This is a genomic window from Egicoccus sp. AB-alg2 (assembly GCF_041821065.1).
Classification (GTDB): domain Bacteria; phylum Actinomycetota; class Nitriliruptoria; order Nitriliruptorales; family Nitriliruptoraceae; genus Egicoccus.
Window position 1 is genome coordinate 326,727 of record NZ_JBGUAX010000006.1, and the last position, 25,645, is coordinate 352,371.

24 protein-coding genes and 1 pseudogene are annotated in these 25,645 nt (G+C 74.0%); 2 read left to right on the plus strand and 23 right to left on the minus strand.

What is annotated here, in order from left to right:
- Positions 1-166 precede the first annotated feature (166 nt).
- The 9 genes and pseudogenes from ACERM0_RS13780 to ACERM0_RS13820 form a co-directional block, all read right to left on the minus strand.
- Positions 167-1,732 (minus strand): peptidoglycan DD-metalloendopeptidase family protein, encoded by a 1,566-nt coding sequence (locus tag ACERM0_RS13780; protein WP_373679183.1) that lies wholly within the window; start codon positions 1,730-1,732, stop codon positions 167-169.
- A gap of 114 nt (positions 1,733-1,846) precedes the next feature.
- Complete coding sequence (whiG, locus tag ACERM0_RS13785) at positions 1,847-2,626, minus strand: RNA polymerase sigma factor WhiG (RefSeq protein WP_373679184.1); 780 nt, start codon at positions 2,624-2,626, stop codon at positions 1,847-1,849.
- A 31-nt stretch (positions 2,627-2,657) separates the two neighbouring features.
- Entirely contained in the window at positions 2,658-3,656 is a 999-nt protein-coding gene (locus ACERM0_RS13790) for a site-specific tyrosine recombinase (protein ID WP_373679185.1), read from the minus strand.
- Between the two features lie 77 nt (positions 3,657-3,733).
- On the minus strand, positions 3,734-4,861 hold the full coding sequence (locus ACERM0_RS13795) for an S-layer homology domain-containing protein (RefSeq protein WP_373679186.1): 1,128 nt from the start codon (positions 4,859-4,861) through the stop codon (positions 3,734-3,736).
- Between the two features lie 187 nt (positions 4,862-5,048).
- The gene (locus tag ACERM0_RS13800; RefSeq protein WP_373679187.1) at positions 5,049-6,209 is read right to left on the minus strand and encodes a DNA-processing protein DprA; all 1,161 of its coding nucleotides are present in this window, start codon (positions 6,207-6,209) and stop codon (positions 5,049-5,051) included.
- Positions 6,209-7,735, minus strand: a complete 1,527-nt coding sequence (locus ACERM0_RS13805) for a YifB family Mg chelatase-like AAA ATPase (RefSeq protein WP_373679263.1) — start codon at positions 7,733-7,735, stop codon at positions 6,209-6,211. The genes ACERM0_RS13800 and ACERM0_RS13805 overlap by 1 nt, the downstream gene beginning before the upstream one ends.
- On the minus strand, positions 7,732-7,914 hold the full coding sequence (locus ACERM0_RS13810; protein WP_373679271.1) for a hypothetical protein: 183 nt from the start codon (positions 7,912-7,914) through the stop codon (positions 7,732-7,734). Before ACERM0_RS13810 ends, ACERM0_RS13805 begins: the two co-directional genes overlap by 4 nt.
- Before the next feature lie 31 nt (positions 7,915-7,945).
- A pseudogene (locus tag ACERM0_RS13815) lies at positions 7,946-8,152 on the minus strand (hypothetical protein); the annotation flags it as partial.
- Between the two features lie 255 nt (positions 8,153-8,407).
- A complete protein-coding gene (locus ACERM0_RS13820; RefSeq protein ID WP_373679188.1) occupies positions 8,408-8,716 on the minus strand; it encodes a DUF2469 family protein in 309 nt (102 codons plus the stop codon).
- 153 nt (positions 8,717-8,869) lie between these two features.
- Here ACERM0_RS13820 and ACERM0_RS13825 point away from each other — a divergent pair, with 153 nt between their 5' ends.
- The gene (locus ACERM0_RS13825; protein ID WP_373679189.1) at positions 8,870-9,568 is read left to right on the plus strand and encodes a ribonuclease HII; all 699 of its coding nucleotides are present in this window, start codon (positions 8,870-8,872) and stop codon (positions 9,566-9,568) included.
- 182 nt (positions 9,569-9,750) lie between these two features.
- Here the strand turns inward: ACERM0_RS13825 and lepB are convergent, their stop codons facing one another.
- From lepB to ACERM0_RS13885, 12 genes are all read right to left on the minus strand, one after another.
- Positions 9,751-10,929 carry a signal peptidase I gene (gene lepB, locus ACERM0_RS13830; RefSeq protein ID WP_373679190.1) on the minus strand — a complete coding sequence of 393 codons (1,179 nt, stop codon included), beginning with the start codon at positions 10,927-10,929 and terminating at the stop codon, positions 9,751-9,753.
- 128 nt (positions 10,930-11,057) lie between these two features.
- On the minus strand, positions 11,058-11,408 hold the full coding sequence (rplS, locus tag ACERM0_RS13835; protein WP_373679191.1) for a 50S ribosomal protein L19: 351 nt from the start codon (positions 11,406-11,408) through the stop codon (positions 11,058-11,060).
- 201 nt (positions 11,409-11,609) lie between these two features.
- Complete coding sequence (gene trmD / locus ACERM0_RS13840; protein ID WP_373679264.1) at positions 11,610-12,398, minus strand: tRNA (guanosine(37)-N1)-methyltransferase TrmD; 789 nt, start codon at positions 12,396-12,398, stop codon at positions 11,610-11,612.
- An 11-nt stretch (positions 12,399-12,409) separates the two neighbouring features.
- On the minus strand, positions 12,410-12,955 hold the full coding sequence (gene rimM / locus ACERM0_RS13845) for a ribosome maturation factor RimM (protein ID WP_373679192.1): 546 nt from the start codon (positions 12,953-12,955) through the stop codon (positions 12,410-12,412).
- A gap of 121 nt (positions 12,956-13,076) precedes the next feature.
- Complete coding sequence (locus ACERM0_RS13850; RefSeq protein ID WP_325234847.1) at positions 13,077-13,313, minus strand: KH domain-containing protein; 237 nt, start codon at positions 13,311-13,313, stop codon at positions 13,077-13,079.
- Positions 13,310-13,702, minus strand: coding sequence for a 30S ribosomal protein S16 (gene rpsP, locus ACERM0_RS13855; RefSeq protein WP_373679193.1), 393 nt, complete (start codon positions 13,700-13,702; stop codon positions 13,310-13,312). Before rpsP ends, ACERM0_RS13850 begins: the two co-directional genes overlap by 4 nt.
- A 430-nt stretch (positions 13,703-14,132) precedes the next feature.
- Entirely contained in the window at positions 14,133-15,605 is a 1,473-nt protein-coding gene (gene ffh / locus ACERM0_RS13860) for a signal recognition particle protein (RefSeq protein WP_373679194.1), read from the minus strand.
- Positions 15,606-15,721: 116 nt separating this feature from the next.
- Positions 15,722-16,087, minus strand: coding sequence for a VOC family protein (locus ACERM0_RS13865; protein WP_373679195.1), 366 nt, complete (start codon positions 16,085-16,087; stop codon positions 15,722-15,724).
- A gap of 134 nt (positions 16,088-16,221) precedes the next feature.
- Positions 16,222-17,163, minus strand: coding sequence for an ArsA family ATPase (locus ACERM0_RS13870; RefSeq protein WP_373679196.1), 942 nt, complete (start codon positions 17,161-17,163; stop codon positions 16,222-16,224).
- On the minus strand, positions 17,160-17,420 hold the full coding sequence (locus tag ACERM0_RS13875) for a cory-CC-star protein (RefSeq protein ID WP_373679197.1): 261 nt from the start codon (positions 17,418-17,420) through the stop codon (positions 17,160-17,162). The genes ACERM0_RS13870 and ACERM0_RS13875 overlap by 4 nt, the downstream gene beginning before the upstream one ends.
- Positions 17,417-17,833, minus strand: a complete 417-nt coding sequence (locus ACERM0_RS13880) for a hypothetical protein (RefSeq protein WP_373679198.1) — start codon at positions 17,831-17,833, stop codon at positions 17,417-17,419. Before ACERM0_RS13880 ends, ACERM0_RS13875 begins: the two co-directional genes overlap by 4 nt.
- Complete coding sequence (locus ACERM0_RS13885) at positions 17,830-19,581, minus strand: carbon starvation protein A (protein ID WP_373679199.1); 1,752 nt, start codon at positions 19,579-19,581, stop codon at positions 17,830-17,832. The genes ACERM0_RS13880 and ACERM0_RS13885 overlap by 4 nt, the downstream gene beginning before the upstream one ends.
- A gap of 140 nt (positions 19,582-19,721) precedes the next feature.
- On the opposite strand from ACERM0_RS13885, the gene ACERM0_RS13890 reads away from it, so the two are divergent.
- A complete protein-coding gene (locus ACERM0_RS13890; protein ID WP_373679200.1) occupies positions 19,722-20,480 on the plus strand; it encodes a hypothetical protein in 759 nt (252 codons plus the stop codon).
- 113 nt (positions 20,481-20,593) lie between these two features.
- Here the strand turns inward: ACERM0_RS13890 and ftsY are convergent, their stop codons facing one another.
- Both ftsY and smc read right to left on the minus strand, forming a co-directional pair.
- Positions 20,594-21,781, minus strand: a complete 1,188-nt coding sequence (gene ftsY, locus ACERM0_RS13895; RefSeq protein WP_373679201.1) for a signal recognition particle-docking protein FtsY — start codon at positions 21,779-21,781, stop codon at positions 20,594-20,596.
- Between the two features lie 106 nt (positions 21,782-21,887).
- A complete protein-coding gene (gene smc / locus ACERM0_RS13900; RefSeq protein ID WP_373679202.1) occupies positions 21,888-25,517 on the minus strand; it encodes a chromosome segregation protein SMC in 3,630 nt (1,209 codons plus the stop codon).
- Between the last annotated feature and the right edge of the window lie 128 nt (positions 25,518-25,645).

Here is a 25,645-nt window from a genome sequence, read left to right on the forward strand (position 1 = left end):
CGCGTGGGCGCGACCGGCGACGAGGGTCCGACCCACCCCAGGACGTACCTGGAGCACCGGGGCCGCCCGTCAGCGAGCGTGTGTGATGTGGGAACAACAGACGTGCGGATCCACCGCGAGGAGGACCCGCACGGACGGGAGGGTACCCGCTGTCCGGCCGGGTCGTCTACCGGGCCGGGACCGTCGGCGGCGTGCGGCGCAGCCGAAGCGCCTGCCTCGGCAGGTTGGCGAGGTCGTGGAGGTCGGTCAGCAGCGCCGCCTCGTCGAGGGTCTTGCCACCGATGGTCCACAGCTCGTGGGCGAGCCGGCCGGGACTGTCCGGGACGTCCTCGCCGGCGAGGAAGCCGTACACGACCTGGCGCATCGCTTCGGTGTGCAGGACGGCGTCGTGCCCGCCCGGCAGCAGACGGTGATCGGCCACGACGTCGTCGGACGCCGCCGACGCCGGCAGCTGCGCGCGGTCGGGGGTGACGACGTAGTCACGCGTGCCCCCCACGGTCAACAGCCTGGTCCCGGCCGCCAGCGGGCCGGCGGTTGCGGCGTCGACCGTCTGCTGCCACCGCGCCGCCAGTTGCTCCAGTTGCGGTGAACGGGTGGCGAGTTCGTCCACGGAGCGGTCGAACATCCCCGCCCACGTGTCGCCGTCACGGTCGATCACCGCGGCGGCCCCGGCCACGCCGTAGCCGGCCAGATGGTGGTCACGCGCGGAGGCGCCCAGGTTCGCGAGCGCCGAGCCGCGATGCGGCGAGGCGATGGTGACGACGTTGCCGATGCCGGGCAGTGACGGGTCGTAGGCGTCGTGGTAGTGGGTGAGGTAGTGCAGGATCACGACGCCGCCCTGCGAGTGCCCCACCAGGTCCACGGGCCGGAAGGGCTGGCGGCGCTGCTGCTCGCGCAACTGCTCGGCCAGGCGGCGGGCGGCGGCGTCGATGCCCTCCCACGTGTCGGCCGGGCCGTACGTGCGTGGGTTGCCGTCGGGGTCGAGGCCGGCGTACGAGAACCGGCTGGCGCTGTCGGGCGGGTAGCCGAGGTGCTCGGGATCGAGCAGGCGGCTGTTCCCGGCGGAGTTCAGGCCGCCCACGAGGACGAGGTGGTGCATGTTCGGTGGCAGCGCCCATCCCGGCCGGTCCGCCACCGGACTGCCGTGCACGCCGATGCCGCCCAGCCGGGCACCGGCCCAGGGTTCGTACGGGTCGACGGCGAGATCGGTCGGCGCCCAGCCGCCGGCACCGACCAGCGAGGGGACCCGGTCGGGCCCGAGCAGGGTGAGCGGGTCGATGTAGACACCGTCACGCCGGGCGCCCCAGTGCAGGCCCCGATCGGTGCCGCCGTCGCCGTGCCCGCCGGCGGCCACGGCCCCCAGCACCTGGCCCGCCGCCACCCGCTCCCCCGCCGTGACCGCCAGCTCGCGCAGCGGCCCGTACGAAGTCGTCAGACCACCCGCGTGGTCGAGGCTGACCCACACGACGCCTGCGACCGGTCCGGCATGGGCCACGACGCCGGCCGCGGATGCCCGGACCGGGGTGCCCGGTGCCGCGCGCAGGTCGACGCCGCGATGGCCGGGCCCGAAGGCGTGGCCGGGCGGCTCGAACCCGCGCAGTACCTCGAGGTCCACGGGCGGACGGTGCGGGGCGGCCACGCCCTCGGCCGCGGCCACGCCGAGGAGCAGGACCAGGACGAGCGCCACGACCGGGCCGGCCGCTGCGGGCGCGCCAACGACGCGAGCGGACATGCGCGTGGTTCCGCTTCCCGCCCCCACGGGTCAACGACGCCCGGCACCGTAGCGTCGCGGCGGCTCACGTCGGCCGTGGCGTGGCTGCCGCCTGTGGAACGGGGCGCGGCCGGATCAGCCGTGCGTGCGCTCGAGCAGCTTCGTCCGCAGCGACAGCACGGCCTTCGTGTGGATCTGGCAGATGCGTGACTCCGTGACGCCGAGCACGTCGCCGACCTGCGCGAGCGTCATGCCCTCGAAGTAGTACAGGCCGAGCACGGTCTGCTCGCGTTCGCTCAGCCGGGTGATGGCCTGCCGAAGCAGCTGCTTGGTCTCCGCGTCCTCGTAGGACGCCTCGGGCTGCGGGGTCGACAGGTCCTGCAGCGTGTCGACGAGAGAGATGCGGTCGCCTTCGCCCACGTCGAGGACCTCGTCGAGGGCCGCGACCGACGTCAACGAGACCTTCTGCAGCGTCTCCTGGAGCTCCTGGACCGTGATCGCCAGCTCGGCGGCTAGTTCCTCCTCCGTGGGGCTGCGGTGCAGCTGCGACTCGAGCTTGTGCATGGCGGTCTCGAGGCGCCGGGCCTTCGAGCGGACCGACCGCGGGACCCAGTCGACCGAGCGCAGCTCGTCGATGATCGCCCCGCGGATCCGCGTGATGGCGTACGTCTCGAACTTGAAGCCCTTGTCGACGTCGTACTTCTCGATGGCGTCGAGCAGACCGAAGATCCCGTACGACACGAGGTCGGCGTGATCCACGCTGGCCGGCATGCCGACCGCGACCCGGCCGGCGACGTACTTCACCAGCGGCGAGTAGTGCAGGATCAGCCGTTCGCGTACCGCCGCCGACCGCGTGTCGCGGTAGCGCTCCCACAGCAGCGCGACGTCACGGTCCGCCCCACGCTCCGTCCCCATCGTGCGGGCCCTCCCCGGCTGGCCGCCCATGCTAGTCGTCTCGGGCCCCCGTGCGGGCGCCACGAGCACGCGGGTGCGCGAGCGCGTGGACCTCTCGGAGGCGGCCCCGGGACAGGTGCGTGTAGCGCTGGGTCGTCGCGAGCGAGGCGTGCCCGAGCAGTTCCTGCACGACCCGCACGTCCGCGCCGCTCTCCAGCAGATGGGTCGCGAACGAGTGACGCAGCGTGTGCGGCGTGACGTGCCCCACCCCCGCCGCCACCCCGGCGTGCTGCACCACCGTCCGTGCATCGCGGGTGCCCAGCCGCCCACCGCGGGTGTTCACGAACAGGGCGTCCTGCGCCGCGGCGCCGTCCAGCAGCGCCGCCCGCGCGCCTTCGAGGTACGCCTGCACCGCGTCGACGGCCGGTTCGCCGAGCGGCGCGATCCGCTCCTTGGCGCCCTTGCCGAGCAGACGGACCTGCCCCTGCGCGAGGTCGACGTGGCCGACGTCCAGCCCACACACCTCCCCCACGCGCGCGCCACTGGCGTAGAGCAGTTCGAGCAGGGCGCGGTCGCGACGGCCCACCGGCGTGTCGGGATCCGGGCCCGCGAGCAGTCGCTCGACCTCGTCGACACGCAGCACGCGTGGCAGGTGCCGGCCCTGCTTCGGTGAGGCGAGCAGCGCGGCCGGATCACGCGCCACGACGCCGCGCCGCTTCAGGAAGGCGAACAGGCTGCGGACCACGCTGGAGCGTCGTGCGATGGTGGAGCGCGCGTAGCCGCGCTCGGACAGCGTGGCGAGGTAGCGCCGCAGCGTCAGCAGTTCGACCTCGCCAGGGTGGTCGATCCCCCAGGCGGTGCAGGTGCGCGCGAGGTCCGTCGCGTCGCGGCGGTAGGCGGACACGGTGTGCTCGCCGCGGCCCCGTTCCAGTTCCAGGTGCTCGACGAGGTGTTCGACCGCGGCGGACCAGGCCGGCGAGAGGGCGCCGGCCTCGTCACCGGCGTCATCGGAGACGGGTGCCGGCTCGCGGCTGCTGCGACGGGTGGCCATCGCGCGAAGCGTGGTGACGGGGCCACGTACTGTCAAGCACCTGGGTGCGGTGTGACGGTCATCCGACCAAGCCGGTGTCAGCTCGAGGCGGCGAACGCCCGTTCGAGGAAGCTCGCCATCTGGGCGCGGGTGACGGCTTGGGTCGGCTGGTAGGTGCCACTCGTGTTGCCGAACACGATCCCGGCCTCGTGCAGCGCCACGATCGCGGGGGTGTGGACGTCGGCCGGGTCGAGGTCGGAGAACGGCAGCGTGGTGGACGTGGGCGTCAGGCCGCGGGCGGCGGCGATGAACGACGCCATCTGGGCCCGGTTGACGGACTGTTCGGGGCGGAACCGTCCGTCCGTGCTGCCGCGGGCGATCCCGGCCGCGTGGACCTGGGCGATGGCCGTGGCGTGCTCGTGGTCCGCGGGCACGTCGAGGAACGGGGTCGCGTTCGTGGGCGGCAGTTCCAGGGCGCGGGCGAGGAACGAGGCGGTCTGGGCCCGCGTCACGGAGGCGTTCGGGCAGAAGCGTTGCGTCCGGCACCCCTTGGTGATGCCGGTGTCGGCGAGCCACAGGATCGCCTGGTAGTGGGTGTCGGTCGGAGCCACGTCGAGGAACCGGCGACGCGTGGCCGGCAGGTCTCCGCGCCGCTGGGCGTCGAGCAGGCTGCGGTAGGGGTTCATACGGTGGGTGCCGTAGGGGTCGACGACCCGGCCGTCCTCGATCTCGAAGTGCAGGTGGGGCCAGCTCGGCGAGGCGTTGCCCGAATGGCCGAGGTAGCCGATGTGCTGGCCACGCTCCACCCGCTGACGCACCGCCAGGCCGGGCGCATAGGCCTCCGCGGGTGGGCCGTCTTGCCGGCCGAGGTGGATGTAGTTGTAGCGGCGGCCGTCGTCGCCGGCGATCGTGATCATGTAGCCGGCGGTCGCATGGGGTGCGGCGCCGTTCAGGCCGGTCAGGAACGTGACGGTTCCGCCGACGGCGGCGTGCACGGGCAGGCCGTAGGCCTTGGCGCCGCCGAGGTCGGTGGCCTTGTGCACCCGGGTGCCGCCGCCACGCGGGGCGTGGTAGTCGTCCGTGAACGTCACCGGCCCGTCGACGGGGAAGGTGAGGTCCACCACCGCGTCGTAGGCCGGCGTCTGCGCGTGCGCGGCCGGCGCGAGGACGGTGAGACCGACCAGGGCGGCCAGGACGCCGAGCAGCAGGCGGGATCGACGCGGCATGCGGCTTCCTTGTCCAGGGCACGTCGCCGCGGCGTTCGAGGGCGCGGGCGACCACCTCTCCCATCGGTCGGTGCCCGCATGACCTCTAGCGGTGATGCGCGGGGTGCCCATCCTGACCGGCGCCGGACACGGAAGCGAGCACCCGCCGCCGCTCCGGGTGCGCGCATCGCCCCGCGGCGGCCGTGGGTCAGCGGGGTGGGCGGCGCAGGCGGACGCCTTCGGCGGACTCCGCCACGACACCGGCGACGCGAGCGCGGGTGAGCGCGGCGAGCAGGCGTCCCGGCGGCAGATCCGCGAGCCGAGCCAGGTCGTCGGTGCGGACCGGCCGCGGCCAGGACTCGGCCAGCACCCGGTGGGCGTCGGCGGGCAGCGGCGAGACGGCTTCCGGCGCCGCGTCCGTATCGGCGTCGGCCGGCGTCGCCGCGGGCGCGCCGCCGAGTGCGCGCAGCACGTCCGCCGGGCTGGTGCACGGCGCGGCACCTTCGGCCAGCAGCTGGTGCGGCGCCGTCGAGCCCGGTGCGCGCACGTCCCCCGGTACCGCCAGCACGGTCCGGCCGCGGTCGGCCGCGGCGCTGGCGGTCAGCAGCGCGCCGGAGCCCTCGCGTCCCTCGACGACGACCACGACGTCGGCCAGGCCGGCCACGATGCGGTTGCGCGCCCGCACCGTGCCCGGGTGCACGGGCTGGAACGGCAGCAGTTCGCTGACGAGCGTGCCGCCGTGCGCGACGACCCGGTCGAACAGGCCATCCTCGCGGGCGTGGTCGCGGGGGTAGCCGACGGCGTGACCGCAGCCGAGCACGACGGTGGTACCGCCCGGCTCCTCGAGCGACGCCTCGTGCGCGGCGGCGTCGACGCCATGGGCGCCGCCCGACACCACGCGCGCGCCGGCGCGGGCGACCGACTCCGCCAGCCAGGCCGCGACACCCTGCCCATAGCCGGTGGCGCGCCGCGCACCGACCACGCCCACGGCCGGCTGGTCCACCGGTGGGGTGCCTCGCCAGGCGAGCAGGGTCGGGGCGTCCAGGTGCGGCCAACCCGCGGCGAGCCGCGGTGGGTAGCCCGGGTCGCCGACCAGCGCCACCCGGACGCCGAGCCGCCGCCAGGTCGCCGCGATCTCCGCGGCCGGCGCCAGCAGGTCGGCCCGCGGCTGGCCGGCCGCGGCCGCCAGGGCCGCCGGGGCGTCGCCGTCGGTCAGCGAGATCCCGTCTTCGCGGCAGCGGCGCCGCAGGCCGTCGGTGGTGTGTCGCGGCCGGACGGTCCACGCCAGGACGGCGAGCAGGTGGCGGGGGTCGGTGCCGTCGGCGGCCACACCGGCCACGGTGCGGGCCGCGTCCCCGTGGGCAGCCATCAGACGGCCACCGGATCGGCCAGCCGGTAGGCGACGGCCTCCTCGACGTGGTCGACGTCGACCGTGTCGGCACCGTCGACGTCGGCGATGGTGCGCGCGACCCGCAGCGAGCGGTCGAAGCTGCGCGCGGACAGCCCGAGCTCCTCGATCGTGCGGGCGAGCGTGCGCAGCGCCGCCGGCCGGCAGCTCGAGCGCAGTGCGGCGACCGGCGCGTCGCGGTTGACGATCGCTTCGCCCCACCGCTCGGCCGCCACCTGCCGGGCGGCGACCACGCGGGCGGCGACCGTGGCGGTGTCCTCGCCGTCCGCCGGTCCCGAGAGCTGCTCGCGCTCGACCGGGCGGACCTCGACCTGCAGGTCGAGCCGGTCGAGGAGCGGGCCCGACAGGCGTGCCCGGTAGCGCTCGATGCGGTCGGGCCGGCACGTGCAGGCCCGCACGGGGCTGCCCAGGTGCCCGCACGGGCACGGGTTGGTGGCGGCGACCAGCAGCACGGCGGCCGGGTAGCGCACGGCGGCCCGCGCCCGCGTGATGACGACCTCACCGCGCTCGAGCGGCTGACGCAGCGCGTCGAGCACCCAGCGCGGCGTCTCCAGCAGCTCGTCGAGGAGCAGCAGGCCGTGGTGGGCGAGCGAGAGCTCGCCGGGTCGCGGGATGCCGCTGCCGCCGCCGATGAGGCCGGCGGCCGACACCGAGTGGTGCGGTTCGCGCAGCGGCGGTTCCAGTGACAACGGCGCGTCGGCCGCCCGCTCCCCCGCCAGCGAGGCGATCGCCGCGACCTCGAGCGCCGCCGGCACCGCCAATGGCGGCAGCAGGCGATGCAGCCGGCGCGCGAGCATGGTCTTGCCGCACCCCGGCGGGCCGGCCAGCAGCAGGTGGTGGCCACCGGCGGCGGCCAACTCGATCGCACGTCTGGCCACGGCCTGCCCGCGCACGTCGACGAGGTCGGGTCCGTCGCCGGGCGGGGCAGCCGGCGCCGGCTGAGCGTCCCGCAGCGGCTGCTCGCCGGCCAGCACGGCCCGCAGTTCGGCGAGGTCGGCGACCGGCGCCACGCGCAACCCGTCGACCAGGGCTGCCTCGGGCGCCGCCGTCTCACCGACCAGCAGCAGCGAGGCTCCCGCAGCGCGTGCTCCCTCGGCGGCCGGCAGCACGCCCGGGACCGCCCGGACGCTGCCGTCGAGGCCGAGCTCACCGAACAGCCACACGCCGGCCAGCGCCTCCGCCGGCACCTGCCGGGTGGCGACCAGCACCGCTGCGGCGATGGGCAGGTCGAAGCCGCTGCCGAACTTCGGCAGGTCGGCCGGGGCGAGGTTGACGACGATGCGTTCCTGCGGCCAGCGCAGGCGGCTGCGCGCGAACGCGGTGCGGACCCGGTCGCCGGCCTCCCGCACCGCGGTGTCGGGCAGGCCGACGAGGCGGAAGCCCGGGATGCCGGGCGCGAGCGCGCACTCCACCCGGACGGTCCGGGCCTGCAACCCGACCAGGGCGAGCCCGTGCGCGACGGCGAGGACACCGTGGGGGCCGCTCACAGCGCGTCCTGCACGTGGTGGAGCACCGGTGCGCGGCCGAGGTCGATCGCGACGAGGTCCAGACGGGCGTGTGGCAGCCCGAGCCCGGCCCGTCCGAGGAACGCGCCGGCGAGCGCGCGGAGCTTCGCCCGCTTGGTCGGCGAGACGGCCTGCAGCGCCACCGAACCGGTGCGCGTCACGACGCGTCTTCACCTCACAGATGACGACCGTGCCGGTGCGGTGGTCGACCGCGACGAGGTCGAGCTCACCACGCAGCTCGCCCTCGGCCAGGCGCCAGTTGCGCGCGATCACCTCGAGATCGTCGTCGGCGCGCAGGTGGTGGGCGGCCAGGTCCTCGCCCAGCCGACCCAGCGCCCGGGTCCCGCCCGACAGGGCGGTGCGCGGCAGGGGTCGTGTGCAGTGCCCGTTGCTGTCCATGCCCCGGACGCTACGGGCGCGGGCGCCTCACCCCGCCGACGAGTTCGTCCGGCCCTGGGGACAACCGCTGCGCACGGCCCGGTATGCGGGTACGGACGCGGACCCGGCGGCGGGGGCCGGGATCAGAAGATGCCGAAGGCCCAGAGCAGGGCCGCGCCGACGAGGACACCGGCGGCGACGAGCAGCCAGACGTCGTTGCGCTTGTCGTCGCGGTAGCGGCGGGTGGCGTTGAACCCCATGGTCAGCGGCTCCCGGTCACTCGAAGGCGGGCACGTCGTGGTCGTCGTGGACGAGTTCCTCGACGTTGACGTCGCGGAAGGTGAGCACGCGCACCTGCTTGATGAACCGCGCCGGCCGGTACATGTCCCACACCCAGGCGTCGCTCAGCCGCAGCTCGAACCACAGGTCCTTGCCCTCGTGCGGCACGACCTCGACCTCGTTGCACAGATAGAACCGGCGCTCGGTCTCCACGACGTAGCGGAACATGCGGACGACGTCGCGGTACTCGCGGTAGAGCGACAGCTCGAGGTCGGTCTCGTACGCGTCGAGGTCGTCGGGGTTCATCGTGGACTCCCTGGGTGGGGACACACCGGGGCCGAGGGCCCGGTCCAATCGCGAAGCGTACCGGCCGTGCACCGCCCGACCCGGGGTGCCCGCGGCGCGCGCCGTGGACGGGCCCGCTGCGGCCCCGACGGGCGGGTCCGATACGGTCCGGCCGTGTCCACGACCACCGCCCCCGCCGACCTGCCGCCTGCGCCGGCACCCACACGGCGCAAGCGACGGATCCCCGTCCCGGGCGTCCGCCACGAACGCCCGCACTGGGACGCCGGTGCGGTGGTGGCCGGGGTCGACGAGGTGGGCTGCGGCGCCTGGGCCGGGCCGGTGACCTACGCCGCGGTCGTGCTCCCCCGGGACCGGCGCATCTACAAGCTGCGCGACTCCAAGGTGTTGGCGCCGGGCGAGCGCGAGCGGCTGGCCACGCGGGTCGAGCAGGTCGCGCTGGGCATCGGCGTCGGCCACGCCGGCAACGACGAGATCGACCGGCTCGGACTCAGCGAAGCCCGCCGCCGGGCCGCCCGCCGGGCCGTCCAGGCGCTGCCGCTGCGCCCGGACGTGCTCCTGCTCGACGGCAACTGGGACTTCCTCGCCGGCTACGGCACCCGCAACGAGCGGCTCGTCCGCGGTGACGGCCGCTCGGTGTCGATCGCGGCGGCCTCGATCGTCGCGAAGGTCCGTCGCGACGCGTTGATGGCGGAACTGTCCCCCGGCTATCCCGCCTACGGCTTCGCCTCCAACAAGGGCTACCCGGCCCCGGACCACGTCGCCGCGCTGGAGGCGCACGGCCCGTGCCCGCTGCACAGGCACAGCTGGGCACCCATCGCCGGACGCGCCCAGCTGCGGCTGTTCGACGCCTGACGGCGTCAGTGTGCCGCAGCCCCGCAGCCCCGCGGACGGCGTCCGCGCCCAGGCGACCCCGCAGGGCGCAGGCCGGTGGCCCGGTCGCGCCTACGCGCGACGGTCGCGGCCGACCGCCCCCGCCTGACAGCGAGGCGCGACGGTTGCCGACCCGCGCGACGGTTGCCGCCCGGGAGGGCGAGTCACTCGGTGCCGGATGCGACGTCGGGGACGTCGTGCTCGACCCCCGTGAGCCGGTCGGCGTGGGACATCGGCCAGATGATGACCATGGCGCGCCCGACGACGTGGTCCTCGGGGACCATCCCGAGCGAGCGGCGTGAATCGGAGGAGTTCGGGCGGTTGTCGCCGAGGAAGAACAGGTGCCCCTCGGGGACGGTGACCGGCCCGTAGTCGGACAGGTCCGGGTACACGACGTAGGGCTCGTCGAGCGCCTCGCCGTTGACGAAGACCTGGCCGTCCTCGATCACCACCTCGTCGCCGGGCAGGCCGATGACGCGCTTGACGAAGTCGCGGGCGTTGGCCGGGACGACGCCGAGGAACTGCCCGACACCACGCACGATGCGCGCCGGCGTCCCGGTGTCCAGGGTGGGGTCGTCGAAGGCCTCGCCCTCGAAGACGACCACCTCGCCCCGGCGCGGCTCGCGAGCGAGGTAGGTGAGCTTCTCCACCACCATGCGGTCATCGATCTGCAGGGTCGGCGCCATCGAGGTCGACGGGATGTAGAACACCTGCAGCACGAAGGTGCGCAGCAGGAAGGCGAGGACGAAGGCGATCAGCAGCAGGACGGGCAGTTCCCGGAAGAACGACCCGGCACCACCGCCCTTGCCGTCCTCCGTGTCGTCACTGCGGCGACGGCGCGGGACCTCCGACGCGAACGGCGGGTTGTCCGCGTCGTCGCCCGGAGGTGGGCCGTCGCTGCGCCGGGGCCGGCGCTGGTCCGAGGGTGCGGCGGCGGCCGCGTCGGCCTCGCCGGCCGGTGTCGTCGGCGTCGGCGTCGGCGACGACGGGTCGGCGTGGAGGCGCTCGGCCTCGGCGTGCTCCGCCGGCCCCCTCGGTTGGGCTGCCGGGCCGGACGGCTCCGAGGCCGGTGCGGGCGGCTGCGACGCTGGCGACGCGGGTCCGGACGGTGACGAGGCCGGCCCGGCCGGTGGCGACGGGGGCTCCGCGGCCGGCTCCTCGGGCCCGGTCACGTCGGCCGTGGGCGGGGCTCCCGGGTGGGTACCGGCCGTCGGTGGCACGGCCGCGTCGGCGGGCGTGTGGCCGGCCGCGGGGTACGTCGACTCGCGCCCGTGACCGCCGAAGAGCAGGTCCGAGGGGTCGTTCGAGGCGCCGTCGACGGCGCGATGATCGCGATCAGCCATGAAGCACGAAGCCTACCGTCGCGGGCCGCGGCGGCCGCGAGGCCGCCGCCGGGCGTGCGGGGGGACGGACATGCGACGAGGGTGCCGCGGCCGGCGGCACCCTCGTTCGCGAACACGCGGGGTCGCGTTCAGACGGCCTCGCGACGCTCCTTGATGCGGGCCTTCTTGCCGACCCGGTCGCGCAGGTAGTACAGCTTGGCGCGACGGACCTTGCCCCGGCGGGTGACCTCGATCTTCTCGATCACCGGGCTGTGGACCGGGAAGGTGCGCTCCACGCCGACGCCGAAGGAGATCTTGCGGACCGTGAAGGTCTCGCGCAGGCCACCGTTCTTGCGGGCGAGCACGACGCCCTCGAAGACCTGGATGCGGGAGCGGGTGCCCTCGACGACGCGGACGTGGACCTTGACGTTGTCCCCGGGCGCGAAGTCGGGCACATCGTCGCGCAGACGCGACTTCTCGACGACGTCGACCTTGTTCATGGCAGTTTCCCGTCGGTGTGGTGGGTGGCGCGACACGGCTGGCGAGTGCGTCACCGGTCCGAGGCGTGGCGTGTGACGCCGTACGGCCGGTGGGTGGGTGGCTTCCGAGGCGACGTGCCGGGACGGAAGCGTGTGCGAGCGCGGGCGGACCAGCCAGCGTGCGCTGCGGCGAGCGAGGATACGGCCCTCGCCCGTGATCGGTCAACCCGCCGGCGGCCGCCCGCCCGGATCGCCGGCCGGCTCGGCGCGGCCGTCCTCGAGCAGGTCTGGCCGGCGTTCCCGCGTCAGCGCGAGCGCCTGCTCGTGGCGCCAGCGCTCCACGGCGCCGTGGTCGCCGGAGGTCAGCACGGGCGGGACCCCGTGCCCGCGCAGCACGGGCGGGCGGGTGTAGTGCGGATACTCCAGCAGCCCCGAGGAGAACGACTCGTCCTCCGGTGAGGCGGCGTTGCCCATCACGCCGGGGACCAGGCGGGTGACGGCCTCGATGACGACGGCCGCGGCGACCTCGCCACCGAACAGCACGTAGTCGCCGATGGACACCTCGTCGGTGGCGACGAGGTCGTGGACACGCTCGTCGATGCCTTCGTAGCGACCACAGCACAGCACCAGGCGTGGCTCGCCCGCCAGGTCACGTGCGTAGGCCTGGGTGAGCGGCCGCCCGCGCGGCGTCAGCAGCAGGGTTCGCGGCCGCGCACCGCCGGCCACGTGCGTCGCACCGGCGGGCGCGTCCGTGCCCCCGGCGGTGGCCTCGGGAGGCAAGTCGTTCCAGACCGACTCGGCCGCGTTCACCCACACGTCCGGGCGCATGACCATCCCGGCGCCGCCGCCGTAGGGCGCGTCGTCGACCGTGCGGTGCCGGTCGGTGGTGAACGACCGCAGGTCGTGGACGCGCAGGTCCAGGGTCCCGGCCGCGTGGGCCTTGCCGAGCAGCGAGGTGGTCAGCGGGCCCTGGAACCAGTCCGGGAAGATCGTCAGGACGTCGATGCGCATCGCGGGTGCGCTCATCCGTCCGCATCCGGCGCCGCGACGTCGGGTTCGCCGTCGACGAGGCCCGCCGGCGGGTCGACCAGTCGCAGCCGCTCCCCACCGTCGGGCGCGTCCTCCACCTCGACGTAGTCGTCGACGGCCGGCAGCAACCACGTGCTGCCGTCGGTGCGAGCGACCTCGAGCAGGTCGTAGCCGGCCGCCTCGGGCAGCTCGACGAGGGAGCGCACGACGCCGAGCGCCGCGCCGTCCTCCCCCACCACGGCCATGCCGACCAGTTCGTGGGCGTAGTAGGTGTCCTCGTCCGAGACGTCGGCGGCCGGTGCCTCCAGCGACGCACCACGCAGCAGTTCGGCCGCGGTGCGGTCGGGCACGCCGTCGAGACGCACGAGCAGCCGCCCCTGGTGGGGGCGGCTGCCGGCGATGGTCCGCCGCGTGCCGGCGAGGAACACCGTGGCGCCGGCGTCGAACCGGCCGGGGACGTTGGAGAGCACCTCGACGACCACCTCGCCACGGATGCCGTGTGCCTTCACGACACGGCCCACGACGACCAGGTCACTCATCCGCCGGGTCCCCTGTCTCGCTCGCTGGCGCTCGCTCGTTGCCCCCCGGCTGGGACCGCCGGGTCCCCTGTCTCGCTCGCTGGCGCTCGCTCGTTGCGGGCGCGCGCCGTGACGCGGACGCCTAGTCGACGATCTCGACGGTGACGTTCTCGTCGTCGAGGGAGCCGGCGGCCTTCACCAGGCTGCGCAGCGCCTTGGCGGTGCGACCGCGCTTGCCGATGACCTTGCCGAGGTCGTCCTCGTGGACGTGGAGCTCGAGGACGACCTCACGGTCGTCCTCGTCCACCTCGATGCGGACGTCGTCGGGGTAGTCGACGAGCTGCTTGGCGACGAACTCGAGGACGCGTTCGGCCCTCACTCGCCGCCCTCCGTGGCCTCCTCGGGCTCCGCGCTCGCGGCGGCCTCGGCGGCCTCCGCGGCCTTGGCCCGAGCCTTCTTCGACAGCTTCGGCTGCTCGTTCTGTGCCGAGCGGTCGCGCTTCGGCGCGTCGCCGGGCTTGAACTCCTCCCAGGCACCGGAGATGCGCAGCAGGTTCTGCACGGCCTCGGTGGGCTGGGCGCCGTTGCGCAGCCAGTACACGGCGCGCTCGTTGTCGATCTCGATGCCCGACGGGTTCTCCAGCGGGCGGTACTGGCCGATGATCTCGATGAAGCGGCCGTCGCGGGGCGAGCGGGAGTCGGCGGCGACGACGCGGTAGAACGGCCGCTTGGTGGTGCCTTCGCGGCGCAGGCGGAGCTTGACAGCCATGGATGCTTCCTGTGGACGTGACCGGCACGCGGGACGTGCCGGTGTTGGCGGGACGATCCGGACCCTCGCGGACCGACGCGTCGACATCGTGCGCACGGGCGGCGGGGCGGAGATCGCCAGGGAGGTCGGGCGCGACAGGAGCGGGGCTCGAGCCGCGCGCACGGAAGGAAGGCTACCCGACCGCCGGTCCCGTGCGCGAGCGCACCGCTAGCCTCCCGGACCGACGCAGCGCGACCGGCGCGCCGCACGCCGGGTCGGGATGTCGGTGGCCATAGGGATACTGGGACTGCTCGTGCTCGTCCTCGCCGGCCTGGTCATGGTCGGCCTGCTCGTCGGCGGTGTCGTACTGAACCGCCGTCACCGCCGCCAGGACGCGGCCAGCTCGACGGACCGCGGGAACGGGCCTTAGGCCGACCGGCGGACGCCGGACTCAGCGGCGCTTGCCCTTCTTCGGCGCAGGCTGCAGGCCGGCGAAGCCACCGAGCCCGCCGCCGGCGCCGCCGCCTCCCAGACCCGGCATGCCGCCCGGCAGGCCCCCGCCGGACTGCAGTTGCCGCAGCGCGGCGGCCTGGGCCTTCGCGCCCTTCACACCCTTGGGCTTCATGCCCTGCATGCCGGCCATCTTCGAGGCCGACTTCATGATCTTCTGCACCTCGGCGAACTGCTTGACGAGGCGGTTGACCTCCTGCACGGAGGTGCCCGAGCCGGCAGCGATGCGCTTGCGACGGCGGCCGTTGAGGATCTTGGGCTCGCGCCGTTCCTTGGGCGTCATCGACCGGATGATCGCCTCGACGCGGGCGACCTGGCGGTCGTCGACGTCCACGTCCTTCAGCTGCTTGCCCATCCCCGGCAGCATGCCCAGCAGGCCCTGCAGCGGGCCCATGCGCTTGAGCATCTGCATCTGCTCGAGGAAGTCCTCCAGGGTGAAGTCGCCCGACATCAGGGCGGCTTCGGCCTTCTGGGCCTCCTGCTCGGAGTAGGTCGCCTCGGCCTTCTCGATGAGCGTCATCACGTCGCCCATGCCCAGGATGCGCGACGCCATGCGGTCGGGGTGGAAGGCCTCGAAGTCCTCCATCTTCTCGCCGATGGAGGCGAACTTGATCGGCTTGCCGGTGACCTCACGGACCGACAGCGCGGCACCGCCGCGTGCGTCACCGTCGAGCTTGGACAGGATCACCCCGTCGAAGCCGACCCCGTCGAGGAACGCCTTGGCGACGTTGACGGCCTCCTGGCCGATCATGGCGTCGATGACGAACAGGGTCTCGTCCGGCTGCACGGCGTCGCGGATCGCGGCGGCCTGGGCCATCAGCTCCTGGTCGACGTGGAGACGGCCGGCGGTGTCGACGATGACGACGTCGCAGCCGGTCTCGCGCGCCTTGTCGATCGACTCCTTGGCGACCGGCACCGGGTCCCCGGAGGTGACGGGTGCGTAGACGTGGACGCCCACCCGATCCGCGTTGATCTTCAGCTGCTGGACGGCAGCGGGCCGCTGCAGGTCGCAGGCGACCAGCATCGGGTGGCGGCCCTTGGACTTCAGCAGCTTGGCGAGCTTGCCGGCCGCGGTCGTCTTGCCGGAACCCTGCAGGCCCGCGAGCATGATCACGGCCGGCTTGCCGGCGAGCTCGAGCCCGACCGACTGCCCGCCGAGGGCGCGCTCGAGCTCCTCGCTGACGGCCTTGACGACCTGCTGTGCCGGGTTGAGGGCCTTGGAGACCTCCTCGCCGACCAGCCGCTCGCGCAGCCGTTCGACGATGCCCTTGACCACCTTGAAGTTGACGTCCGCCTCGAGCAGGGCGAGCCGGATCTCCTTCAGCGTGGCGTCGACGGTCGCCGCGTCGAGCCGCCCGCGGCCGCGGACGCGGTCGAGCGCGGACTCGAGCTTGCTGGACAGGGCGTCGAACACGGGCGGGCCTCGTGGTGTTCCGTGGGTGGTGTGGGCCCGCGAGGGTAGCGGCCGGCGCCGACCGGCCCGCCGGTACCGGGCACGAACGCCCGCCCCGTGCCGACGGCGCCGGTCGGTCAGCCGGCGTCCTCGTCCGACTGCCAGAGGGCGACGACGTTGCCCTCGGGGTCGCGCAGGTAGGCGGTCCAGCCCATGCCGGGAACGGGCAGCTTCTCCTGCACCTGCTCGGCGCCGTGCCCGACGGCATCGCCCACGGTGGCGTCCAGGTCCTCCACGCCGATCACGACGATCGGTGCGGAGGCGAGCTCGGAACGGCCCGTGAGCGCGCCGTCGATGCCCGGCTCGGTCTCTTCGCCGGTGGTCGCCAACCAGTACGGCTGGTCGCCGTAGCCCTCCAGCTTCCAGCCGAACACCGACGAGTAGAACGCGCGGGCGCGGTCGGGATCGTCGACGGGCAGTTCGAAGTGCACGATCCGGGGCATGGCTCGGCTCCTCCTGGGCGACGATGCGTGACGGTCGCCGCGGTGCGGTACGTCCGCCGGGCGCGCCGACGGCGCGGCGGCTCCGGCACGATGCGGCGCGGCGACCGGTCCCGCCAGGGGCCGGTGTCCGTGGTTCAGTCCGCCAGCAGCGGGATGAGCCCGTCACGGACCTCGGCCACCCCGGTCGCGTCGCTGACGTCGCGCGGCAACTGCGGGACCTGGACGAGGTCGCGCCCCGCGAACCGGCGGGCGATCTCGTCGAGGTACTCCTGCTGCTGCGCGCGACGGGACGCCAGGAAGGCCCCGTCGGCGTCGGGCGGCAGGACGCGGTTGACCACCAGGGCCCCGACGGTGAGCCCGGCCTCGTCCAGCGCGGCGACGGCCCGCACGGTCTCCTCGATCGGGAGCCGCTCGGGGATCAGCACCGGATGGACCACCGCCTCGTCACGCAGATGGCGGGCCAGACGCGCCAGGCGCTGGCGCTGGGCGTGGAGGCGCTCGAGGACGGGGTCGTCGGCGGCGGTCTCGTCGCCGGCGAGGTTGCGCAGCATCCGGTCGACGCCGCGGGCCTTCTCGCGCTGGCGGACCAGGCCCTGGATCCAGCCGGTCAGCACCTCGGGCATGGCCAGCAGCCGCAGGGTGTGCCCGGTCGGCGCGGTGTCGACCACGATGCGTTCCCACCGGGAGCCTGCTCCCGCCAGCAGGTCGGCGAGACGGTCGAGCAGGGCCGACTCCAGCGTGCCGGCGCCACGACGGGCGAGATCGAGGTGCCGGTCGACCGTCGTGCGCACCTCCGGGCTGACGACGCGGTGAACGTCACGCCGGACGGCCTCGACGTAGGCGTCGGCGACGGCCTCCGGGTCGATCTCGACGGCTTCGAGGTGATCGGTCACCGCCACGGGCTCTCCGCCGAGCGGCAGCCCGAGCAGGTCGGCGGTCGAGTGCGCCGGATCGGTCGACACCAGCAGCGTGTGCCGGCCGCGGGCCGCGAACGCGCCCGCCAGGGCGGTGGAGACCGTGGTCTTGCCGACCCCGCCCTTGCCGCCGATGAGCCGGATCGGCCGCGCGGCGCTCAACAGCACACGCCCTCGGCCGGGAAGCGGTCGAGGCCCTCACGCTGGTGCCAGCGGTGGAACGACTCGACGAGCTCCGCCGTCAGCGGCAGGGTGTGGTAGGCGGCCGGGTCGTCGATCCCGTAGGAGGACAGCAGCAGGAGCGCCACGAAGGTGTCCTCCTGTCGCTGGGCCTCACGTTGCAGCCCCGAACGCCACTTCGCGAGGAACAGCTGGTCGTGCCAGTGCACCAGCCGCCGCAGTGCCGCCGGGACGTTCACGCGGCCGTCATCGCGGCGCGGACCAGGCCGAGCGCGGTGGTGGCGTCGGGCACCGGACCGCTGGACACGACCCGGCCGTCGACGACGATGGCACCGCGGCCGGTCCCGCGGTGCAGGGTGCGCATCACCCCGGCGACCCGGCGGTGCGCCCGCCAGGCGTCCCGGGCCAGCGCGGGGACGAGCCAGGTGATGTTGCGGGGATCGACGATCTGCACGTCCACGGCCGAGGGCAGCGCCTCGGTGAGCCGCCGGTAGACCGCGCCCATGGCCTCCATGTCGGCCCGGGCGGGGGCGAAGTCGGCCGCGCCACCGAGCTCGCCCCCGCCGTCCAGCCGTCCGCAGCAGCTGGCACCGGTGGTCTGCTGGTCCCACTCACGGACCAGCAGGACCCGGTGCCGGCTGCGGGTGCTCATCGGGCGACGGTCTCGTCGACGCTGGCCATCTCGCCACGGGCGCGACGCATGCCGAGGAACGCCTCGACGACGAGCCAGAGCGCGAGGACGAGGATGGCCAGATCCAGCGGCGCGAGCACCCAGTCGCCCTCGCGCACGAAGTCGACGAGGTTCAGGATCAGCGCCCACACCGTCATGACCAGCAGGAAGGTGAGCGGTATCAGTTGCGCCATCGCGTTGCGGCCCCGACGGGTCACGTAGACCGCGATGACGGACAGCGCGAGACCCGCGGTGAGCTGGTTGGTGGTTCCGAACAGCGTCCACAGACGACCGAACGCGTAGCCCGCGTCGCCGCCGCCCGGGGCCAGGGCGAGCGCGAGGGGTACGGCCACGGCCAGGGCCGTCACGGTCGTGAGGTTGCCGGTGGCGCGCTTGAAGCCGCCCGCCGCGCCGGCGCGGTCCTGCCCGTCGGCCGTCGTGCCGACCATCTCGCCGATCTCCTGGATGATGTAGCGCTGGAGGCGCACACCGGTGTCCATGGTCGTGGCCGCGAACGAGATCACCACGACGGCGGCGAACACCGTCCCGATCTCGACCGGCACGCCGAGGTGGCTGGCGAAGCCGGCGATGCCCTGCACGAAGTTGCCCACGGCGCCGGCGGAGGCGGCGCCGAAGTCCGTGTACTGCTCGTTCCACGTCAGCCCGACGGCGGTGATGCCGGCCGTGGTCGCCAGGATGGCTCCGAGGGCCAGGGAGCCCTCACCGAGCGCGCCGAGATAGCCGACGTGGCGGGCGTCGGTCTCCTTGTCCAACTGCTTCGAGGTGGTGCCGGAGGCGACCAGCGAGTGGAACCCGGAGATCGCACCACAGGCGACGGTCACGAACAGGAACGGGAAGAACGAGGGCGAGCCCTCGGGGACGGCGGTGTTGATCGCCGGGGCCGCGATCCGGTCGAGCCCGACGAGCAGGCCGAGGAAGATCACGCCGAGCGCGATGAACAGCTGGTGGCTGTTGATGTAGTCACGCGGTTGCAGCAACACCCACACCGGGATGCGCGAGGCGACGAACGCGTAGGCGAACAGCAGGATGATCCACATCGTGCGGGGCCCGATGCCGAACATCTCGGCGAAGCCGTCGAGCTCGATCGGGTTGGCGGCGCCGATCGGGATCAGGACGTAGAGCAGGACCACGCCGACGATGGACGGCACGAGCGCGCTCGAGCGCGTCTTGTAGATGTACTGGCCGATGGCGATCGCGAGCGGGATCTCGACCACGATCGGGATCACGGCCCCCGGGTTCGCGACGAAGAGGTTGCCGATGACGACCGCGAACACGGCGTTCACGAGCGTCAGCAGGAAGAAGATGATGCACAGGAACAGGGTCCGCGAACGTGGGTTGATCACGGTCCGCGTCAGGGTGCCGATGTTCTGGGCCTTGTTGCGCACGGAGACCACCAGCGAGCCGAAGTCGTGCACGCCGGCGGCGAACACGGTCCCGAGCACGACCCACGCCAGCGCCGGCAACCACCCCCAGAACACCGCGATCGCCGGGCCGACGATGGGTGCCGCGCCGGCCACGGAGGTGAAGTGGTGGCCGAACAGCACGTGCTTGTTGGTCGGCACGAAGTCGACCCCGTCGCTCAGGGCGTGCGCGGGGGTGACGTTGGCGTCGTCGAGGACGTAGACCTTCTCCGACAGATAGACCGAGTAGTACCGCCACCCGAGGAAGAAGATCCCCATGACGACGGCGAGCACCACGATTGCGGGCACGGCAAACCTCCCAAACGTGGCCGCTGCATCGGCCCGGCTGCTCCCATGCGACCGAGCCCCCACCCGTGGAGATGCGCGCGGCGGCGTACGCGGACCCTGCCCTATCGTTGCGTGCGTCGTCAACTAGGCGGTGGTCCAGAGTGTCCAGACACCAGTTGGTACGCGGTTGGCGAGCCGCCCCGTTCGCGGAGATCGCCTGGCTGGATCCCGATGGGCGGCCCGACGCGGCGACCGTCGTACCACTGGTGCAACGCGACCATCCGGTGGTCGCGCTGACCTATGACCGGTGGGATCTCGCCCAGCGGCTGGCGGCGGCCGAAGCGGTGCTGTTCGCGGTGACCTGCCCGAGCCTCAACCAGGGCCGGACGCCGGTCAGCGCGTGGGCGCACGTGAGCGTGCACGAGGACCCGCGCGGCCAGGAGTTCGAGGAGCAGTTCCTGGCCCAGGAGCTCGCGAAGTACCCGCCCTCGCGTCGCTTCGCCGACAGCGCGTTGCTGCGCAGCGAGCACCGGTGGTACCTGCCCCGCATCCTGGTGCGTGCCACGCGACTGGAGGACGTGTCGACGCACCCGTTCCGCGACGCGCTGGCGTTGTCGTCGGCGCCCGGCGGCGCCAGGGCGTTCACGGCCGACCTCGCCGGTGAGGGCGTCGGGGCACGGCTGGTGTCCTCGCTGCCCGACGGGCCGGTGGCGCTGCTGCAGCACGGGGCGGACGTGCCCGACCTGGACCGACCGTGGTGGCGGCGCTGGCGCGGCGAGGTCCGCGACGGGGTGCTGCAGGCGGACGCGTTCGACGAGCTGCGGCAGGAGCTGCGACCGCTGGGCCTGTGGCGCCGCTGGCGCGACCAGGTCCACCTCGAGCGCGCCTGCAAGGCCGGCCTCCGCGCCGCCAGCGCATAGCCACGTCGGTGCCGTTCCGCTCGGAGCGAACGCGCGCCGCGGCCGGTGACGGTTCGGCAACGGCCCCGGCCCGCTCCCCTGTCGAGGTCGGCGAGGAACCGGCCGCAAAGAACTCAGAGCTGGTCGAAGAGGCCGTCCACGAACAGGTCGGGGTCGAAGGGTGCGAGGTCGTCGATGTCCTCGCCGAGGCCGACGAGTTTGACGGGCAGGCCGAGCTCGCGCTGGACGGCGACGACGATGCCGCCCTTGGAGGAGCCGTCGAGCTTGGTGAGGGCGATGCCGGTGACCTCGACCGCGTCGAGGAAGGCCTTGGCCTGGGCGATGCCGTTCTGTCCGGTGGTGGCGTCGAGGACGAGGAGCGTCTCCTCGAGCGGGCCGGCCTGCTTCTCCAGCACGCGCTTGACCTTGCCGAGCTCGTCCATGAGCTCGCGCTTGTTGTGCAGGCGTCCGGCGGTGTCGACGATGAGCAGGTCGGCGGCGCGTTCGGCGGCGGCGGCGTAGCCCTCGAACGCGACGGAGGCCGGGTCGGCGCCCTCGTCCTTGCGCACGAGGTGGGCGCCGGTGCGGTCGGCCCAGATGCCGAGCTGGTCGGCGGCGGCGGCGCGGAACGTGTCCGCGGCGGCGAGCACGACCTGCCGCTCGTCGCGCTGTTCGACCGCGGCGAGCTTGCCGATGGTGGTGGTCTTGCCGGTGCCGTTGACGCCGGTGACGAGCCAGACCGTCGGGCCGTCGTCCGTGGCCCGGCCGAGCGAGCGGTCACCGGCGCCGAGTGCACCGCGCAGCTGTTCCTTCAGCAGGTCCAGCACGGCGTCGGGGCTGCTGGCGCCCTCCTCGCGGCTACGACGCTTGAGGTCCTCGACGATCTCCAGGGTGGCGGTGACGCCGACGTCGGCGGTGATGAGGGCTTCCTCGAGCCCGTCCCAGGCCTCGTCGGTGAGCCCGCGGCCGAACAGGTCGGCGACCGAGGCGCCCAGCACGTTGCGGGTGCGGGTGAGGCGCAGCCGGAAGCGTTCCCGGGGGGTGAGCACCGGCGTGGGTGCTTCGACGAGCTCTGCCGGCGTGTCGGGGACCGTGGGCGTCGGCGCCTCGGGCCGCTCCAGGACCGCGGTGTCGGCGTCGGTGCTGCCGGTGTGCTCCTCGGGCCGCTCGAGGACGGCCGTGTCGGTGCCGCCCTCCTGCGTCCCGGGCGTGTCCGGTTCGTCGTCACGGCGCCGGCGGGCGAGACCGACGCCGCCGACGAGGCCGGCAGCGGCGACCACCAGCGCGATGATCAGCTCGGGGGACTCGGTGAGGAATTCCATCGACTCGTTCCTGGAGGCTCGTACGTGCCTGGGTCGCGCCCTGGGGTCGCCCCGGGGCCGGCCTGCACGTCCGCGGCCACGCTACCGGCCGCCGTGGCGCCTGCGGTCAGCCGTGCACCGGCTCCTCGTCGGCGACCGCCTCGGTGGGCGCGTCGCTGGCGCGGTCCTCGAGCGCGTCGACGGCGGCCGGCGTACGCAGGCGCTCGGCGACGACCTTGGTGACGGCGTCGGGCCCCATCGTGATGCCGTACAGGACGTCGGCGATCTCCATCGAGCGCTTCTGGTGGGTGACCATGATGATCTGGGCGTGCCCGCGGAAGCTGCGCACGACCCGCAGCAGCCGCTGCAGGTTGACGTCGTCGAGGGCGGCGTCGACCTCGTCGAGCACATAGAACGGACTCGGTCGGGCCCGGAAGATGGCGAACACGAAGGCGAGGACGGTCAGCGAGCGTTCGCCGCCGGACAGCAGCGAGAGCCGGGTGACCTTCTTGCCCGGCGGGCGGGCCTCGACCTCGATGCCGGTCAGGAGCATGTCGTCGGGGTCGGTCAGCACGAGCCGTCCGTGGCCGCCCGGGAAGACGGTCGCGAAGGTCAGCTCGAACTCCCGCGCGATGTCCTCGAACGCCTGTCGGAACACCTCACGGATGCGGTCGTCGACGGCGACCACGACCTCCTCGAGGTCACGCTTGGACCGCCGCAGGTCGTCGAGCTGGTCGGACAGGAACGCGTGGCGTTCCTCGAGCGCCTTGAACTCCTCCAGCGCGAGCGGGTTGACCCGGCCGAGCAGGCCGAGCTTGCGGACGAGGACGTCTTCGCGCTCCGTCAGGGCGGTGACGTCGTAGGCCCCGGCCTCGGGGTGTTCGGTCCGGACCTCGTCGGGCGACAGCGAGAACTCGTTGCGCAGCCGGTCGGTCAGCTGCTCGAGCCGGTTGGTGACGTCGGCGCGCCGCAGCTCGGCCGCGTGCCGGAGCTCCTTGAGTTCGTCGCGGGCGGCGACGGCGGCGCCGACGGCGTCGCGGACCTGGGCGAGCTCGCCGCGGTGACGTCCGAGCTCGGCCTGGGCGGCATCGCGGGCGGCGGCCGCCTCCCGCACGGCGCGGTCGAGCGACTCGGTCGCGGTGCGGGCGACCAGGGCCAGCTCCCCGCAGCGGACGATGCCCTGGCGGCGCAGCTCGCGGCGCCGGGCGGCCTCGGCGAGTGCGGCCTCGACCTCTTCCGCTTCCTGGCGCAGCCCCTGGGCCTGCAATTCGAGGTGGCGGACCTGCTCGGTGGTGCGCTCGAGCCGGACGCGGGCGTCCAGCTCGCGCTCGCGCGCCCGCTCGACCTGCTCGTCGAGTTCGAGCGCGGTCTCGTCGGGGCCGTCGTCGACGTCGTCGTCGAGGTCGACGTCCGGCCCGCGGCCGTGCAGCTCGGACAGCGACGCCCGGTCGCGTTCCAGGACGGCGGCGAGCTCCTCGCGCTGCCCGGCGACGATGCCGCGCTGGCTGGCGAGCGTGTGCAGTTCCTTGTTGAGTCGCGCCAGCCGCTCGGCGGCGCCGGTGATGGCGGCGTCGGACTCGTTGATCCGGTCGGTCGCGGCGGCCAGCCGGCGGCGGGCCTGCTGCAGGGTGGCCTCGGCGGTCTCGCGCTGGGAGGCCAGCTCCTGCAGGGTCGTCTCGAGCTCGCCGGCCTCACGTTCGGCGTCGTCGGCGGCGGTGGCGGTCAGGACCGCGGAGCGTTCCGGTGAGGCCCCGCCCCGGAACCCCAACGGCCCCGCGACGTCGCCGTCGGGCGTCACGAACGTCAGATCGGGCTCGTCGTGGTGCAGCGCGACCGCGCGTTCCCAGTCCGGCACGACCCACGTGCCGGCCACGGCCTGGCGCAGCGCGTCGACGACGGCGTCGGCCTGCTCGACCCCGGCCGCGGGGGTGAGCAGGTCGGCGACGGCCGTGGCCCCTGCCTCGCTCAGGCGCGCCGCCGTGTCGGCGTCCACCGTCACGTCGGCACGCGGACCGCGGGCCGCCAACACGGTGGCGGGGCCCGGGGTCAGCTCCCGCAGCCAGGCGACGGCCGAGCGGGCATCGTCGACGGAGCGCACGACCACGGCTTCCCCGAGCGGGCCGAGCGCGGCGGCCAGGGCGGCGTCGTTGCCGCCCTCGACGCGGACGTGGTCGGCGACCGGCCCGAGCACGCCGTCGAGGTCGCCCGTCAGCAGCGCGGCGGTGCCGCCGCCCGTCTCCGCCAGCGCCGCCCGCAACGCCTCGGCGCGCGCGGCCCGGGACGAACGACGTGCCTCCAGCTCGCGCATACGGGTGGCGAGGTCCTCGACCACCTCCTGCGCCGCGGCCACCTCGGTCTCGGCGGCCTCGAGGGTGGCGGTCAGCTCGACCTCGCTGACGTCGAGTTGCTGGATCTCGTCCTGGACGGCGGCGACCTCGAGCTCGGCCTCGGCGACGCGCGCGTCCAGGCTCTCCAGCGACGAGCTCACCCGACCGAGCTCGGCCTCGGTCGTGGCGACCGCCCCGCGCAGGGCGGACACCTCGCCCTCCCAACGCAGCACCCGCTCGCGTTGCTCGGCACGACGCCGGCGCTCGGCCTGGACCGCCTGCTCGTGGGCCCGGCGGGACTGTTCGGCGTCGCGGCGGGCGGCACTGGCCTCCTCGAGCTTCTGCCGGTCGGCCTCGCGCTCCTGACCGCGGGTGGCGCGCTCGGCGTCGACGCGGTCGGCCTGGGCACGCAGCTCGGCCGGCGGGCGCCCCGCCAGCGGCTCCTCGGTGTACTCCACGAGGTGCCGGCGCTTGGCCTCGACCAGGTCGGCGGTGCCCTTCAGTCGCTCCTGCAGCGAGGTGAGCCGGTAGTAGGTGCGCTGTGCCTGCTCCGCGGCGGGGCCGAGCCGGGCCAGCTCGGCCTCCAGCGTGCTCTGGCGGTGGCGGTGCCGGGCGAGGTCCTGCTCGGCGGCCTGCAGCTGGGCGGTGGTCTGGTCGTCGTCGCGTCCTTCGGACGCGGCCAGCCGCGTGAGCCGGTCCAGCTCGTGCGCGGCGATGCGGGTCTTGACGTCGCGGAGCTCGGCCTGCAGCTGGGCGTAGCGGTCGGCCGCCTCGGCCTGGCGCTCCAGGGGCCGCAGCTGGCGGCGCAGCTCGCGCAGCACCGTCTTGAGCTTGTCGATGTGCCCGTCGACCTGCTCGAGCTTGCGCAGGGCGCGTTCACGCCGACGGCGGTGCTTGAGGATGCCGGCGGCCTCCTCGATGTAGCGGCGACGCTCCTCGGGCTTGGCGTTGAGGATCTCGTCGAGCTGGCCCTGGCCGACGATGGTGTGCAGCTCGCGACCGAGGCCGGTGTCGGACAGCAGCTCCTGCACGTCGAGGGCGCGGACCTCCTGGCCGTTGATCTGGTAGCCGGCGTCGCCGTCGGCATGGATCGTGCGGGCGACCCGGACCTCGCTGAACTCGGCCGCGCTGGCGGCGGTGCCCAGGCCCGCACCGCCGAGGCGGCCGTCGCTGTTGTCGATCACGATCTCCACGCGCGCCTGGCTCGCGCGCGTGCGGGTCGGGGATCCGGCGAAGATGACGTCGGACATCGAGCCGCCGCGGACCTTCTTGGCCGAGTGCGTCCCCAGCACCCACGCGAGCGCGTCGACGACGTTTGACTTGCCCGACCCGTTCGGGCCCACGATGACCGTGATGCCCGGCTCGACCTCGAGGACGGTCTTGTCGGCGAACGACTTGAACCCGCGCAGCGTCAGGGACCTGAGAAACACGCTTCCTCCGTGGACGCGCGGGGTGGCGCCGGTCGAGCGATGCGCGCCGACGGCAGGCGCGCCGACACGACGGTCTTGGGGAAGCGCCGGCAGCGGACGTGCGCGGCGAGCGGCGCAGACTAGCGCCC

Coding starts and splice junctions, on each gene's coding strand:
- ACERM0_RS13780 (WP_373679183.1), bottom strand. CDS start 1,732: ATGTCCGCTCGCGTCGTTGGCGCGCCCGCAGCGGCCGGCCCGGTCGTG.
- whiG (WP_373679184.1), bottom strand. CDS start 2,626: ATGGGGACGGAGCGTGGGGCGGACCGTGACGTCGCGCTGCTGTGGGAG.
- ACERM0_RS13790 (WP_373679185.1), bottom strand. CDS start 3,656: ATGGCCACCCGTCGCAGCAGCCGCGAGCCGGCACCCGTCTCCGATGAC.
- ACERM0_RS13795 (WP_373679186.1), bottom strand. CDS start 4,861: ATGCCGCGTCGATCCCGCCTGCTGCTCGGCGTCCTGGCCGCCCTGGTC.
- ACERM0_RS13800 (WP_373679187.1), bottom strand. CDS start 6,209: ATGGCTGCCCACGGGGACGCGGCCCGCACCGTGGCCGGTGTGGCCGCC.
- ACERM0_RS13820 (WP_373679188.1), bottom strand. CDS start 8,716: ATGAACCCCGACGACCTCGACGCGTACGAGACCGACCTCGAGCTGTCG.
- lepB (WP_373679190.1), bottom strand. CDS start 10,929: ATGGCTGATCGCGATCATCGCGCCGTCGACGGCGCCTCGAACGACCCC.
- rplS (WP_373679191.1), bottom strand. CDS start 11,408: ATGAACAAGGTCGACGTCGTCGAGAAGTCGCGTCTGCGCGACGATGTG.
- trmD (WP_373679264.1), bottom strand. CDS start 12,398: ATGCGCATCGACGTCCTGACGATCTTCCCGGACTGGTTCCAGGGCCCG.
- rimM (WP_373679192.1), bottom strand. CDS start 12,955: ATGAGTGACCTGGTCGTCGTGGGCCGTGTCGTGAAGGCACACGGCATC.
- rpsP (WP_373679193.1), bottom strand. CDS start 13,702: ATGGCTGTCAAGCTCCGCCTGCGCCGCGAAGGCACCACCAAGCGGCCG.
- ACERM0_RS13865 (WP_373679195.1), bottom strand. CDS start 16,087: ATGCCCCGGATCGTGCACTTCGAACTGCCCGTCGACGATCCCGACCGC.
- ACERM0_RS13880 (WP_373679198.1), bottom strand. CDS start 17,833: ATGAGCACCCGCAGCCGGCACCGGGTCCTGCTGGTCCGTGAGTGGGAC.
- ftsY (WP_373679201.1), bottom strand. CDS start 21,781: ATGGAATTCCTCACCGAGTCCCCCGAGCTGATCATCGCGCTGGTGGTC.